This window comes from Chitinophaga flava (assembly GCF_003308995.1).
Lineage (GTDB): Bacteria > Bacteroidota > Bacteroidia > Chitinophagales > Chitinophagaceae > Chitinophaga > Chitinophaga flava.
In genome coordinates, this window is sequence record NZ_QFFJ01000002.1 from 659278 (window position 1) to 673522 (window position 14245).

Here is a 14245-nt window from a genome sequence, read left to right on the forward strand (position 1 = left end):
CTTTGCTCCTTTGTTTTTTATAATCGTTTCATTAGTTAATCATCTCCTTGATTTCACTCAGTTTAAGCAAGGCCTCCACCGGTGTCAGACGGTTGATGTCAACAGCGCCCAGTTTATCCCGGATCTGCTGGAAGGTATCACTGTGTGCATCAAAAATATTGAGCTGCAGCTTTTGTGTAGGAGTCGCAATATTCTTGATGTTTTTCTGCAGGGAAGTATCGATATGTTTTTCTTCCAGGTTGGCCAGTACTTCGTTGGCTCTTTCTATCAGTTCGGGTGGCATGCCGGCCATGCGGGCCACATGAATACCGAAACTGTGACGGCTGCCGCCTGGTGCCAGTTTACGCAGGAAGATGATTTTATTGCCGGATTCCATATTGGTGATATGGAAGTTCTTCACTCTTTCATGTTTATTCTCCAGTTCATTCAACTCATGATAGTGGGTGGCGAACAGTGTTTTCGGACGATGGGTAGTCATATCATGCAGATATTCTACAATACTCCATGCAATGGAGATACCATCGTAGGTGCTGGTACCACGGCCTATTTCATCGAGTATGACCAGGCTGCGTGAGGTGATGGTATTGATGATGCTGGCTGTTTCATTCATCTCAACCATGAAGGTGGATTCGCCGCCACTCAGGTTATCAGAAGCGCCTACGCGGGTGAAGATCTTGTCGGTAAGCCCGATCTCTGCACTGGTGGCGGGTACAAAGCTACCCATATGTGCCATGAGGGTGATGAGGGCGGTTTGCCGCAGCAGGGCCGATTTACCGCTCATGTTGGGACCTGTCAGGATGATGATCTGCTGATTGTCTTTGTTGAGCTGTATATCATTGGCTACATAAGCTTCTCCGGCAGGCAGTCCTTTTTCGATAACAGGGTGCCGGCCTTCACGGATGTCGAGCTGGTAACCGTCGGTGATGACCGGACGACGGTATTTGTATTGTACGGCGTTCTGGGCAAAGCAGAGCAGACAGTCGAGTTGTGCGAAAGCCTGTGCATTGCGTTGTACCGGTTCAATAAATGGTTGCAGGGCAGCCAGCAGTTCGTCAAACAGTCTTGTTTCCAGCGTCAGGATTTTGTCTTCGGCGCCGGTGATTTTTTCTTCGTATTCTTTCAGCTCCGGTGTGATATATCTTTCAGCGTTGGCTAAGGTCTGTTTGCGTATCCACGTATCGGGCACCTTGTTTTTGTGGGTGTTGGTCACTTCCAGGTAGTAGCCGAAAACGTTGTTGAAGGCTATCTTCAGGGAAGGGATGCCGGTGGCTTCGGATTCTTTCTGCTGTATTTGCAGCAGGAAGTCTTTGCCTTTGGTGGCGATGCCGCGCAGTTCGTCCAGTTCGGCGTTCACGCCTTCGCGGATCACACCGCCCTTGTTAACCAGTACCGGCGGGTTTTCCATCACCTCATTCAGTATCTTGTTGAGGATAGGAGCGCAGGGATCCAGTTTTTCGTTGAGGCGTAACAGGTAGTCATTGTCGCTTTTGGAAAGCAGCTCCTGTACGGCCTGTACTTGTTCGAGAGAGTGGGCCAGCTGCATCACTTCCCGGGGATTGATCTTACGGAGTGGTATTTTGGATACCAGCCTTTCCAGGTCGCCGGTGAGTTTGAGGTGATGTGTCAGTGTTTTGGACAGTTCCGCTTCCTTGATGAAGAAGGCTACGGTGTCCAGCCGCTCATTGATCGGAGCGATGTCACGCAGGGGGAATACCAGCCAGCGTTTCAGCAGGCGGGCGCCCATCGGGGTGACGGTATTGTCGAGGACTTTGAGCAGGGTATGGCCGTTTTCCACGCTGCTGTTGAGCAGTTCCAGGTTGCGCACGGTAAAGCGGTCCATCCAGAGGAAGTCTTCCTGGCTGATACGTTGCAGACGGGTGATATGCTGCAGGTTCGGATGTTCTGTGTCCTTCAGGTAGTGAAGGGTGGCGCCGGCCGCTATGATGGCTGTGTCCATGCCGTCTACACCGAAACCTTTCAGCGAGTGGGTTTGAAAATGTTTCAGTAGTATCTCTTCTGCATAAGTAGAAGTAAAGATCCACTCATCCAGGTTATAGGTATAAAAGCGGGAGCCGAAGGTGGCTTTAAAATGTTTCTGTTGCTGACGGGCAAACACTACTTCAGCCGGACGGAAGCTCTGCAGGAGTTTATCCACATATTCGGTACTGCCTTCGGCGATGATAAATTCGCCGGTGGAGATATCGAGGAAGGAAACGCCGGTAATGTCTGCTCCGAAATGTACGGCGGCCAGGAAGTTGTTGCTGGTATTCTCCAGCAGTTTATCATTAACGGCCACGCCGGGGGTTACCATCTCCGTAACGCCGCGTTTGACAATGCCTTTTACTGTTTTCGGGTCTTCCAGCTGATCACAAACGGCCACACGGTGACCTGCTTTTACCAGCTTGTGAAGGTAGGTGTCGAGTGAATGATGGGGAAAGCCTGCCAGGTCTACATATGAAGCAGAGCCATTGGCCCTTTTGGTTAACACAATGCCCAGCACTCTGGACGCTATCACAGCGTCTTCATTAAAGGTTTCGTAAAAATCGCCTACACGGAACAATAGTACTGCATCCGGGTACTTATCCTTGATAGCCTTATGCTGTAGCATCAGTGGCGTTTCTTCTGATTTACTTTTTGCCATGGCGCAAATATATAAAACTCATCCGATCCGGTTATCTTTGCAGATCATGAGAAAGTTAAGCATGGATGAACTGGGCCGTAAAACGGTGGACGAGTTCAAGGCAGCAGATAAAACACCGCTGGTGCTGGTGTTGGATAATGTGCGCAGTATGCACAACGTTGGGTCGGTGTTCCGTACCGCAGATGCCTTCCTGTTACAGGGCATCGTTTTATGTGGTTATACGCCCGTGCCACCCCACCGGGATATCAATAAAACTGCCCTCGGCGCCACCGAAACGGTGGAATGGCAATATTTCCCCACTACTATGGAGGCTGTCAATGCCCTCAAATCCGCCGGATATCTTATAATAACTATAGAACAGGCCGCCGGTAGTGTGATGCTGGATGCTTTTGTTCCTCCTGTCAATCAGCCTGTGGCGCTCGTTTTCGGGAATGAAGTGAGCGGTGTGGATGCAGAAGTAATGAAGATGGCAGATGGCTGTATCGAGATACCACAGTCCGGAATGAAACACTCCCTGAATATTTCTGTCAGCACTGGTATTGTGGTTTGGGATATCTTTGTAAAACTGCGGGCCGTTACAAACCGTGGTTGATTTAAAAGAAAATAATTTATAAGAGCTGTTAGCTCAACTGCTTACATATGATTACTGCTATTAACAAGTATCTGTCACTGGTAAAGTTCAGCCATACCATCTTTGCCATGCCTTTTGCCCTGACGGGTTATTTTATGGCCACCACCAAAGGTGGGGGCAGCTTCAGCTGGACTACCTTCGGACTGGTGGTGCTTTGTATGGTGTTTGCCCGTAGTGCGGCCATGGCGTTCAACCGCTGGCTGGATACGGACATCGACAAACTCAACCCACGTACGGCCAAACGGGAAATACCCGCCGGCGTGATCTCTCCGCAGAACGCCATGTTTTTCATCCTGATCAACGTGATGCTGTTCGTACTGACTACCTGGTTCATCAACCGTATCTGTTTTTTCCTGTCACCCGTTGCACTGCTGGTAGTGCTGGGATATAGTTATACCAAACGTTTTACAGCCTTGTGCCATATGGTGCTGGGGGTAGGGCTTTCACTGGCGCCAATCGGGGCTTATCTGGCCGTTACAGGTGAATTTGCCGTGCTGCCGGTACTGGTATCGGTGCTGGTACTTTGCTGGGTATCTGGTTTCGATATTATTTATTCCCTGCAGGATGAGGACTTCGACAAGTCACAGCAGCTGAATTCAATTCCGGCCTGGCTGGGTCTTTCCGGAGCCCTGCGTTTCTCCGAGCTGCTGCATGTGGTGGCTGCTGCACTGGTGATCACCATCGGTATCACCGGTCATTATCACTGGCTGTTCTGGATAGGAGCCGCTGCATTCATATCCATGCTGGTGTCTCAGCACCTGCTGGTAAAGCCACACGACCTCAGCAAGGTGAATGTGATGTTTATGACGACTAACGGTATCGCCAGCGTGGTGTTTGCCATTTTTGTAATAGCAGATATGCTGCTGTTCTCCTAACCAAACAAACCACTCTATATTATGGCACGTGTGATGGCAATAGATTATGGAAAAAAACGAACCGGACTGGCCGTGACAGATCCGCTGCAGCTGATTGCCAGCGGACTCACCACTGTCCCTACCCATGAACTGGTCCCTTTCCTGAAAAAATATTTTGCCACTGAAGAAGTGGAGATGATGATCATCGGAGAGCCCAAAAATCTGGATGGTAATGATACCCACGCCACCCCACTGGTGGCAGAATGTATCCGGGTACTCCAGAAGAACTTCCCTCATATTCCTGTCAAAAAAGTAGACGAACGCTTTACCTCCCGTATGGCTTTTCAGAGTATGATCGATAGCGGACTGAAGAAAAAGGACCGCCAGAATAAAGGCCTGGTCGATGAAATCAGCGCCACTATTATTCTACAGGAATATTTACAGAATAAAATGTAAATACTTTTTCATTTAAATAATTTATAATTTGATAAGAGGAGAACCCTTGCTGCCATGACCCTTTGGGGCAAATGTTGTACCTTTGCAGATTAAATAAAAACTAAGAACTACATCATGATATTGCCAATAGTAGCTTATGGGCACCCGGTGCTGAGGAAAGTAGCAGATGATATCACGCCCGACTATCCCAATCTGAAAGAGTTGATCGCAAATATGTGGGAAACCATGTATGGCTCCAATGGAGTAGGTGTTGCAGCTCCACAGATAAATAAGTCTATCCGCTTGTTTGTGGTAGACAGCAAACAAATCATCGACAATCTGGAAGATGATGAAAAGAACGATTATCCTGGAGATAATGGTATAAAGGAAGTGTTTATCAACGCACAAATCGTTGAAACCGGCGGAAAGGAATGGGCTTATAACGAAGGCTGTCTGAGCATTCCCAAAGTAAGGGAAGATGTGAACAGGGCAGAGACAGTGACTCTTTCTTATGTGAACGAAAATTTTGAGCCACAGCAAAAAACGTTTACCGGTGTTACCGCCCGTGTGATCCTGCACGAATACGACCACATCGATGGTAAGCTGTTCATCGACCACCTGAAGCCGCTGAAACGCAGAATGTTAAAGAGTAAGCTCGAAGATATAACCAAAGGAAAAGTAAGGGTAGACTACAAAATGACGTTTCCTAAATAGGAAATAATTTTGTAATGTAAAGAAAACCCATTATTTTGGTATTGTAAAGATTAACGCATCCGTATCCATTTTGGGAACTACCGTATCATATACTGAAATAGAGCTCATTCAAGGACTTCAGGCCAGGGATGAAAAATTATTCAGTTATTTATATGACCATTATTCACCCGCGTTATATGGGGTAGCGCTCAAAATAGTTACGGATGATGCTTCCGCAGGAGATGTACTCCAGGAAGTGTTCATCAAGATCTGGAAAAATATTGACCGATACGATCCCACCAAAGGCCGCCTATTTACCTGGATGCTTAATATTGCCAGGAACACCGCTATCGATAGTCTGCGATCTAAAGCGCACAAACTTGATCAGAAAGTACAGGATGTAACCAGCACCAATCTGATGTATGAACCGCAACTGGCCGTACACCTCTCCGTAGACCACCTTGGATTAACGAAAGTAATTGAAGGTCTTCCCAAAGACCAGCGTATTATTATCGATCTCGCCTACTTCAAAGGTTGTACACAGGAAGAAATAGCCAAAACACTGGACATACCGCTGGGTACAGTGAAAACCAGAATGCGCAATGCGATTATGCAGTTGAGAATCCTACTAAAACAATTATAACATAAAGTGGATGTACAACGTTACATATCATCCGGTATTCTAGAGAGTTATGTGTTTGGCCTTCTGCCTGAATCAGAACAGGGAGAAGTGGAAACCATTGCTGAACAGTACCCTCAGGTGAAAGCTGCCGTACAGGCTTTGCTGTTTGACCGGGAGAAGTTTGTGCAGTTGTATGCCATCGCGCCTCCTCCCGGAATAAAAGACCGGCTCCTCAACATTCTGCAGGAAGAAGATACACCGGAAGGAAATATCATCCTTCCCCAGGAACTGCGCGACCCCGCTCTCCCTTCTTCCAAAGAAACACCGGTAAAAAAAATGTCCGGTCGTAAAACAGCAACAGACCGCATCTGGAAATATGTCGCCGCTGCCATCATCGCATTATTTATCGGTAGTTTAATCCTGAACTTTATCTTCTTCCAGGGATCTACTGATTATAAAAGCCGCTATGAATCGCTGATCGCTGCCAAACAAAAACTGGACGGCGAAAAGGAAAACCAGTCACTGACCGCTCACGCAGAGCTGCAGAAAGAACTGGACATGCTCAAAGATCCCGCTTTCAAATGGATTAAAATAGAAGGCGCTGGCGCCAATGCAGGACAAGTAATTACCGTATGCTGGAACCCCGTTTCCCATGCGCTTTTCCTGATAGCACAGGTAATGCCTTTACCTCCTGTCGGAAAACAATATCAGTTGTGGGTTATCCGCAATAAAAAACTGGTGGATGCTGGTATCTTCCAGAGTGGTGCTCCGCTTGCTCAGAAAATACAACATATGAAGCCGGTGGAATCAGCCGAAGGCTTTGCTGTTACCCTGGAAAAGGCCGGTGGCAGCACCGATCCCAGTATGGACCAGGTACAGCTGTCAGTTAAAATACAGAAATAGTAAGGACTTGTAACTTGTTATAAACTTTATCCGTAACTTACCGGAATTACCGAAAATACCCCGTTAGACCATTAGGAACACGCTCGATACGATTTAACCTTACCAGTCATGTAGCCTTTTGATTACTCAGAAGCAGGATACGTTTGTCTGTGGATATCATCGTACAATTAAAAAACAAATATCAACCATACTTATTTGTCTGTTTTGGAATACCCTGTAACATATACAGAAGCTGAACTGATTGATGGGTTGCGTGCCCGTGATCAGAAAGTCTTCGCATACCTGTATGATCATTATTCTCCCGCTCTCTTCGGCGTGATCGTAAAGGTATTGAATGACAACCACTCGGCCGGAGATGTGCTCCAGGATGTATTTATGAAGATTTGGCGTCATGCCGACCAATACAGAAACGATAAAGGCCGTCTGTTTACCTGGATGCTGAATATTGCCCGGAACACAGCGATAGATATACTTCGGTCCAAAGCCTGGAAACTCGGACAAAAAATCCAAAACATCTCGGAGGACGTACGTTTAAACGATGGTAAGTTAGCCGTGTACCAGTCCGTCGATCATCTTGGTTTTTCCAAAGTCCTGGAAAAACTAACTAAAGAACAACGTGTCCTTATCGATCTGGCTTATTATAAAGGTTGTACCCAGGAAGAAATTTCCAGGTTACTGGGTATACCCCTGGGAACTGTTAAGACCAGATTACGCAATGCCATTATTCAGTTGAGGAACATATTGAACAAATAAACTTTCTTTTTCTCGTGGACGCCCAGTATTTCATATCGTGCGGACTCATTGAGCTGTATGCCGCAGGCATGACTTCTGAAGAAGAAGCACATGACCTGGAAGCCGCTATGCGCCGGTTTCCAGAAGTCGCCGCTGCCGTTGCAGAGTGCCAGCGCGATATGGAAGAGTATGTGCAGCTACAGTCCATCATCCCACCTTCTGCTATCAAATCGCATTTACTTCACCTGATCAATAACGATTCCTTCATGCAGGAAAATTCAGAACCACCTGCACACCCCTTACTACAAACTAAAATCTTATCCATGGAACAAACCAATGTCCTGGCCGTTCCGGAAACCAAAAGCGTTTCCTGGAAGTGGATTGCGGCCGTCGCCTTTGTACTGCTGATTGGCAGTATTATTCTCAATTTCCTGTACTTCAACCGATGGAAGGAATTCCGGGAGTACAAAGACAAGTATCAGTCATTACTACTTTCTCAAAACTCCATCATCTCCAAAACCAATGAGTACAAAACAAGGTTAGAACAACTGCAGGAATCCATGCAGGTTATGGAAGATCCTAAAGTGATGAAAGTGGCCATGCCAGGTACTCAATCCTTCCCGACAGCAGTAGCTACTGTGTTCTGGAATCAGGATAACAAACAGGTATACCTGAAAGTCAACAACCTGCCAGAACCCACTGCCGACAAACAATACCAGCTCTGGGCTATCGTAGATGGCAAACCAGTGGACATGGGCGTGTTTGAAATGGGCGATACAGCAAGCCTGCTGCAGAAAATGAAAGTCACCGGCAAAGCACAAATGTTTGCCGTAACTCTGGAAAAGAAAGGTGGTGCCGCTTCTCCAACCATGGAGCAGATGTACGTAGCCGGAAAAATACCAGGTTGATAACATAATCCGCCGGCAACCACGGTTGCCGGCCCTCTCCCAAAGCTTACCACAGCGGAGATAACAGAGAACACCCGCGTCCCTGTTGTCTCCGCTGTTTTTTTAACGAATTCCTAACAGCTGAAAGCTTACAGCTTTTCCCTAAATTGCAGCATGTCACATTTTTGGAAATGTATAGCCGCAACCGTTGTTGCGGGATGCCTGCAACTATCTAACCTGGCGGCCCAGGACACTGCCCGGTACAAAGGAATGACCGTAAACCTGGACGAAGTAATCGTGGAAGCAAAACGTATAGGCTTCGACGTTAATAGTTTTATTAAAAGAGTAGAAGAGGATACTACCTTCTACCGCGCATTTAAAAACCTTCATATCGTAGGCTTCAACGCCGACAATGATATCCGCATACTGGATAAAAAAGGAGAAACACAGGCTTCTCTCAAAAGTATCACCCGCCAGCATATCAATGGCCGCTGCCGCAATATGGAAGTCACCAGTCAACAGGTGACCGGCGATTTCTTCACCCGCAAAGGCAACTATAACTACTATACCGCCGAATTATATGGCAACCTGTTCTTTACCAACGGCACCGTATGTGTGGACGGCAACGGCGAAACACCTGAAAATGCCGGCGGTAGCATGGCTCGCCATAAAGCACAGCTTAAACAACTCATCTTCAACCCCGGCAAACCCGTTAAAGGAGTGCCCATCGTGGGTGGCAAAGTGGCCATCTTCGACAGAGATGTGATGCGGTTTTATAACTTCTCCATCAGCGCCGAAAACTATGTAGACGGTACCCCTTGTTATGTGTTTACCGCCAAAGCCAAACCGGACCTGAACCGCATCGACCGCGGAGACGTTGTGATCGATGAACTGATCACCTGGTTTAACAAGGATAACTTTGAGATTGTAGGCCGCAAATACGCCCTGTCCTATAAAACGATGCTGTTTGATTTTAACGTGAAGATGAATGTACAGATGACCAAACAGTTTGGTCTGCTTATACCCGCACTGGTTACCTACAACGGTACCTGGAATGTACCGTTCAAAAAACGGGAAACAGCCATTTTTACCGCTAAATTCTTTGATTTTAAGGCGAGTGAATAACTAATACAACAACGTGACTGTGCCGGTCTTATGTACCGGTATCCTGGTATATACTTCCCGGTAATCAACAATCCATACGTAGGTAGCCATATCTGCCTGCAGGCCCTTTACACGCCCTGTCCAGCCTATCTGCGGGTCGTTGGTGAAAAACACCCGTTCACCCCAGCGGTTGTAAATACTGAGCGTATACTGTTCTATCGGACATCGGTACCGGGGCCGGAAGTAGTCGTTACGCCCGTCCCCGTTGGGGGTGAAGGCATTGGGGAAATGCACGGTACATTCACAGTCATGGAAGTCCACCACTACTGAATCCACACTCTTGCCACAGGTGTTCCAGGCCGTTAACGAGTAGATGCCGGGCTGCCGCACAATATACTGTGGGATGCTGGTACTGTCCTGCCATTTGAAAGGAGCCCCGCCGGCACCAAGGACTGTCAGCGGGTATACCTCGTTGCGGCACAACAGGGTATCCGGTCCGAGATTCACCCGCAGCGTATCATCATAAGACACACGGATGGTATCGGAAGATTCGCAGCGGCCTATCTGGGCATGTACAAAGTAGTTGCCGGGTTTGACCACATAATAAGTAGCCTGGTCCGAACCATCCTGCCAACGGTATTGCCCGTTGCCGAAATCGGCCGTCAGTACCAGAAAATTACCTTTACAAATTGTAGTATCGTTACCCAGGTTGAGTTTGCGCAACCGGTTGTAGTTCACAAAGATGGTATCTACCACATTACAGATGTGATTGATCTCTACCAGCGCCCATATATTCGCTTGCGAACTGACGGTGATAGCCGGTGTAGTGGCGCCTGTACTCCATTTCCAGGCGGTGGCTTCCGGCACTACAGGTGCTAGCCGGATTGATTCGCCGGGGCATAACAGTGTATCGGGGCCCAGGCTGAAAGGGTAGGGCGGACCGGTAAACGTGATAGTGATCTGGGCGTCTATTTCTGCACAACCTTTAGGAAACACCCTTACCTGGTAGGTGCCAGATGTTCGTACGTCCTGCGTGGGCTCTGTATTGCCGGTATTCCACAGATAGGTACAGTTCTGGGCGGTGGCATCGAGGGCCAGCTGTTCACCTGTACATAATACCAGGTCTGGCCCCAGATCTATCTTGGGAACAGGCGTATAAAATACATTCACTGAATCCGGTATCAGACAACCATTGATCTTGACTTTATACGTAGCAGAAGTGTCCACCAGGATGTCGGGTGCGGTAGAACCATTCTGCCATTCGTAGGTGGCGCCGGGTATCACCGGTGCACTGAGGGTCATGGTGCTGCCTTCGCAGAGCGTGATATCCTGTGGCCCCAGGTCGTAGATTACAGGCGTTACAATGGTAATAGGCAGGGTGGAGATATCGGGCTGCCCGCCGCGCCAGGCTACCAGGGTAACGGTGTAGGTGCCGGTAAGCTGGTATGCATGGAAAGCCCCTTTTATTTTATCAGAAGAATCTTTTTCAGCAGAAGCAGGGTCCCCAAAGTACCATTTGACGGAATCTATCCCGGTAGTATTGCCAATTACGAAGAAAACGCTGTCCTGCACACAGGTAGAGGAAGCCTTAAAAGGGGTAGCTCTCCATACCCCGGCATTTGCCCGGGTATGGCCTGGCAGCATGGCCAGAAACAGTAAAATCAGAAAAGAACAGTGTATATAAAGGGTCCTCATGTGTTGACATGGTAATAGACGCTAAGATAATGAAATATATAAAATATTGTTAATAATAACTGTGATTTAACAGTAACTGTGATTAATGCTGATGATGTTGATGATGATGATAGATAGGATGAATGACAGACCAGGTGCATAAAAAAGAGCATCCGGATAAAATCACGAATGCTCTTTTAAAATCTTTCAAAACGCTCAAAACACTGTTATCATACCCATCAGTATCATCAGTATTCATCACAGTTCAGTATTAATCCTCCGTGTTCGGGCGGGCAGTAGAATATCTCCGCCATTTTTCCAGCACCTGGGAGAAATCGTCCGGCAGCTGGCTTTCGAAGCGCATCTGCTTGCGGGTGCGGGGGTGGATAAAGCCGAGTTGCTGGGCATGCAGGGCATGACGGGGCATAATATCAAAGCAGTTGTCCACAAACTGTTGGTATTTGGTGAAGATGGTCCCTTTCCGGATGCGGTTACCGCCGTAGGTATCGTCATTAAAAAGGGAATGGCCGATATGCTGCATGTGTACGCGGATCTGGTGGGTACGGCCTGTTTCGAGGCGGCACTCAATTTTGGTAACGTAGTTAAAACGTTCCAGTACGCGGTAATGGGTGATGGCTTCTTTGCCATACTCGCCGTCGGGATAGGCGTCCATGATTTTTCGCAGGCGCTGGTGGCGGCCTACGTGTGCTACTACGGTGCCTTCTTCTTCTTCAAAATCACCCCATACGAGGGCTATATAGCGACGGTGAACGGTGTGGTCAAAAAACTGTTTGGCCAGGTCGGTCATGGCTTTTTCTGATTTAGCCACTACCAGCAGGCCGGAGGTGTTTTTATCGATACGGTGTACCAGCCCAAAGCGTGGGATGACAGGCGTAGTAGCCTGGGTTTTGTCGCCCAGATACCAGGAGAGGCCGTTGACCAGTGTGCCGGTGTAGTTGCCACAGCCGGGGTGTACTACCATACCGGCAGGTTTATCTATTATCAGCACGTCATCATCCTCATAAACGATATTGAGCGGGAGTTCTTCCGGCAGCACTTCTGTGCTTTCCGGGTTTTTATTGGAAAAAACAACGATTTTGTCCAGCGGTCTGATCTTGTAATTGGCCTTGACAGGTTTGTCGTTGACCAGCACCATCTCAGTATCCAGCGCGTTCTGTACCTTGTTACGGGTGGCTCCTTCGATACGGGCGGTGAGGAATTTATCGATGCGGACAGGCTCCTGGCCTTTGTCTACCACCATGTTGATCTTCTCATACAGTTCCTCGCTGCCTTCTCCGTTTTCCAGCTCGTCTTCCAGTTCCAGCAATTCTTCAGCCATTAATATATAAATTTTGGCAAAGGTAAAATAAATTACCCGTAGCACGTAAAGCCACGTGTAAAGCACCGGAGTGGACAGTGGAAGGTATGGCTGAGCTTTCCGGATAAAGCCTTCATACTGGCTTCCGGAGCGTTGGTCCGGTTCTTACCGGAAGTCAAAAGATTCAACTACCTTTGTGTCTTTGAAAAAATACGCGTTAACGCGCCACAGTTCAGTATGGATAAGCAGGAGATCATCATCAGAGACCTTGGAAAAATCGATTACCAGGAAGCCTGGGATTACCAGGAACAGTTGTTGAAGGAAAATGTACAGCTGAAAGCTCAAACGCCCAACCTGTGGCCCAAGCCCACCACCAATTACCTTCTTTTCTGCGAGCATCCGCCGGTATATACCCTTGGTAAAAGCGGACACATGGAGAATCTGTTGCTGAGCAGGGAAGAACTGGATGAACAGGGAATTGGCTTTGTACCTACCAACAGAGGCGGTGATATTACCTTTCACGGCCCGGGGCAGATAGTAGGATATCCGATTCTAGACCTTGAAAATTTCTTTACAGATATTGGAAAATACCTTCGTTGTCTGGAGGAAGTAGTGATCCGTACAATCGCGGAATACGGTGTTATTGGCGACCGTTCCCCCGGAGAGACCGGCGTATGGCTGGACCCGACGGACAAAACAAAAGCCCGCAAAATATGTGCAATGGGGGTTCGTTGCAGCCGCTGGGTGACCATGCATGGTTTTGCCCTCAACGTCAATACACCAATGAACTATTTTGATAACATTATTGCCTGCGGAATTGCAGATAAACAGGTGGCTACACTTGACAAAGAAGTAGGTAGGGAAGTGGATCTCGACGAGGTGAAGGCCAAACTCAGCAAACACTTTGCGGAGGTATTTGGTGCTACTATGATTTAAGCTGCTTTAGCATATAAACGATAAAAAGAAAAGCGGAGACCACCTGGTCTCCGCTTTTCTTTTTATCATCTTTTTCAGATTACATTCTGTAGTTGAGTGGGATGAAGAAGTTCCATTTCTCCTTGAGTTTCCCATCTTCAAACAGTTCAAAGTTAAACCAGCCGGCATGCAGGAAAATGGCTTTTTCCAGGATGAGGGAAGCTGCTTTCACATGTTCTATTTCAAAGAGGAAAGAACCGTTGGGTTCGTAAAACTTAACTGAATATTTTTTATGCTGGGCATCTGCCAGTTTGATATTGACATTACCATCCGCAGTGGTATAGATGTAGTTGGAGGGGCGCCACATTACTTTCTCCGGCTCCTTGTTTTCCTGTTCAGTAGTGGTGGGTTTTCCTGTTCCTGTTGTTGGTTTCAGGGCACGGGAAGCTTCCTTGATATCAGCATATTGCAGCTTCATATCGGCTTTAATAGTACTGTCAGGCAGGGCGAGCATGACTTTGCTGTATACATACCGGCCGTTGTTGAACAGGATGAAAAGGCGGTAATAGTTGCTGCCTGGAAGTGGTTTGCTGTCGATGTAGGCATTCCGGGTTTGCGTGGGATAACTGGCGTAACCAATGGTGTTAAAATTGAGTACGCTGTCCAATGAGCGCTGAACCCCGATCTCCTTAACTTCCATAAATCCGGTGATCCAGTCCAGCTGAATTTTACCGGTTTTAATGGTAGCTGTGAAGTTCGGCAATACAGGAGGCAACATTTCCTGCGCTTTTCCTGTGAATGCTATCGATAAAAAAATTCCTGTTGCGAATATTAAA

Annotated in this window: 14 protein-coding genes; 10 read left to right on the forward strand and 4 right to left on the reverse strand. The window is 47.6% G+C overall.

Annotated features, from left to right (window positions below; genetic code table 11):
- Nucleotides 1–31: 31 nt before the first annotated feature.
- Nucleotides 32–2641, reverse strand: coding sequence for a DNA mismatch repair protein MutS (mutS, locus tag DF182_RS19035; protein ID WP_113617412.1), 2610 nt, complete (start codon nucleotides 2639–2641; stop codon nucleotides 32–34).
- Between the two features lie 46 nt (nucleotides 2642–2687).
- On the opposite strand from mutS, the gene DF182_RS19040 reads away from it, so the two are divergent.
- From DF182_RS19040 to DF182_RS19080, 9 genes are all read left to right on the forward strand, one after another.
- Nucleotides 2688–3233 carry an RNA methyltransferase gene (locus tag DF182_RS19040; protein WP_245957488.1) on the forward strand — a complete coding sequence of 182 codons (546 nt, stop codon included), beginning with the start codon at nucleotides 2688–2690 and terminating at the stop codon, nucleotides 3231–3233.
- A 47-nt stretch (nucleotides 3234–3280) separates the two neighbouring features.
- Complete coding sequence (locus DF182_RS19045) at nucleotides 3281–4147, forward strand: UbiA-like polyprenyltransferase (protein ID WP_113617414.1); 867 nt, start codon at nucleotides 3281–3283, stop codon at nucleotides 4145–4147.
- 21 nt (nucleotides 4148–4168) lie between these two features.
- A complete protein-coding gene (gene ruvX, locus DF182_RS19050) occupies nucleotides 4169–4582 on the forward strand; it encodes a Holliday junction resolvase RuvX (protein WP_113617415.1) in 414 nt (137 codons plus the stop codon).
- A 114-nt stretch (nucleotides 4583–4696) separates the two neighbouring features.
- Complete coding sequence (gene def / locus DF182_RS19055) at nucleotides 4697–5275, forward strand: peptide deformylase (RefSeq protein ID WP_113617416.1); 579 nt, start codon at nucleotides 4697–4699, stop codon at nucleotides 5273–5275.
- Between the two features lie 70 nt (nucleotides 5276–5345).
- Nucleotides 5346–5897: an RNA polymerase sigma factor gene (locus DF182_RS19060; RefSeq protein ID WP_113617417.1), complete on the forward strand. Its 552-nt coding sequence runs from the start codon at nucleotides 5346–5348 to the stop codon at nucleotides 5895–5897.
- A 6-nt stretch (nucleotides 5898–5903) separates the two neighbouring features.
- On the forward strand, nucleotides 5904–6779 hold the full coding sequence (locus DF182_RS19065; protein WP_113617418.1) for an anti-sigma factor: 876 nt from the start codon (nucleotides 5904–5906) through the stop codon (nucleotides 6777–6779).
- Between the two features lie 195 nt (nucleotides 6780–6974).
- Complete coding sequence (locus DF182_RS19070) at nucleotides 6975–7532, forward strand: RNA polymerase sigma factor (protein ID WP_245957489.1); 558 nt, start codon at nucleotides 6975–6977, stop codon at nucleotides 7530–7532.
- 14 nt (nucleotides 7533–7546) lie between these two features.
- Nucleotides 7547–8419, forward strand: coding sequence for an anti-sigma factor (locus DF182_RS19075; protein WP_113617420.1), 873 nt, complete (start codon nucleotides 7547–7549; stop codon nucleotides 8417–8419).
- Between the two features lie 153 nt (nucleotides 8420–8572).
- Nucleotides 8573–9523: a hypothetical protein gene (locus DF182_RS19080; protein WP_113617421.1), complete on the forward strand. Its 951-nt coding sequence runs from the start codon at nucleotides 8573–8575 to the stop codon at nucleotides 9521–9523.
- Here the strand turns inward: DF182_RS19080 and DF182_RS19085 are convergent, their stop codons facing one another.
- Together DF182_RS19085 and DF182_RS19090 are read right to left on the reverse strand one after the other, a co-directional pair.
- Complete coding sequence (locus DF182_RS19085) at nucleotides 9524–11197, reverse strand: gliding motility-associated C-terminal domain-containing protein (RefSeq protein ID WP_113617422.1); 1674 nt, start codon at nucleotides 11195–11197, stop codon at nucleotides 9524–9526. It lies immediately after the preceding gene.
- Between the two features lie 250 nt (nucleotides 11198–11447).
- Complete coding sequence (locus DF182_RS19090) at nucleotides 11448–12515, reverse strand: RluA family pseudouridine synthase (RefSeq protein ID WP_113617423.1); 1068 nt, start codon at nucleotides 12513–12515, stop codon at nucleotides 11448–11450.
- 216 nt (nucleotides 12516–12731) lie between these two features.
- Between DF182_RS19090 and lipB the strand changes: the two genes are divergently transcribed.
- Nucleotides 12732–13430 carry a lipoyl(octanoyl) transferase LipB gene (gene lipB / locus DF182_RS19095; RefSeq protein ID WP_113617424.1) on the forward strand — a complete coding sequence of 233 codons (699 nt, stop codon included), beginning with the start codon at nucleotides 12732–12734 and terminating at the stop codon, nucleotides 13428–13430.
- Between the two features lie 79 nt (nucleotides 13431–13509).
- Here the strand turns inward: lipB and DF182_RS19100 are convergent, their stop codons facing one another.
- Nucleotides 13510–14187, reverse strand: a complete 678-nt coding sequence (locus DF182_RS19100; protein WP_113617425.1) for a hypothetical protein — start codon at nucleotides 14185–14187, stop codon at nucleotides 13510–13512.
- Nucleotides 14188–14245 lie beyond the last annotated feature (58 nt).

Bases quoted from the DNA above. Each gene is read 5' to 3' on its own strand.
- DF182_RS19040 (WP_245957488.1), top strand. From the start codon at position 2,688: ATGAGAAAGTTAAGCATGGATGAACTGGGCCGTAAAACGGTGGACGAG.
- DF182_RS19045 (WP_113617414.1), top strand. From the start codon at position 3,281: ATGATTACTGCTATTAACAAGTATCTGTCACTGGTAAAGTTCAGCCAT.
- mutS (WP_113617412.1), bottom strand. From the start codon at position 2,641: ATGGCAAAAAGTAAATCAGAAGAAACGCCACTGATGCTACAGCATAAG.
- DF182_RS19085 (WP_113617422.1), bottom strand. From the start codon at position 11,197: ATGAGGACCCTTTATATACACTGTTCTTTTCTGATTTTACTGTTTCTG.
- DF182_RS19080 (WP_113617421.1), top strand. From the start codon at position 8,573: ATGTCACATTTTTGGAAATGTATAGCCGCAACCGTTGTTGCGGGATGC.
- lipB (WP_113617424.1), top strand. From the start codon at position 12,732: ATGGATAAGCAGGAGATCATCATCAGAGACCTTGGAAAAATCGATTAC.
- def (WP_113617416.1), top strand. From the start codon at position 4,697: ATGATATTGCCAATAGTAGCTTATGGGCACCCGGTGCTGAGGAAAGTA.
- DF182_RS19100 (WP_113617425.1), bottom strand. From the start codon at position 14,187: ATGTTGCCTCCTGTATTGCCGAACTTCACAGCTACCATTAAAACCGGT.
- ruvX (WP_113617415.1), top strand. From the start codon at position 4,169: ATGGCACGTGTGATGGCAATAGATTATGGAAAAAAACGAACCGGACTG.
- DF182_RS19090 (WP_113617423.1), bottom strand. From the start codon at position 12,515: ATGGCTGAAGAATTGCTGGAACTGGAAGACGAGCTGGAAAACGGAGAA.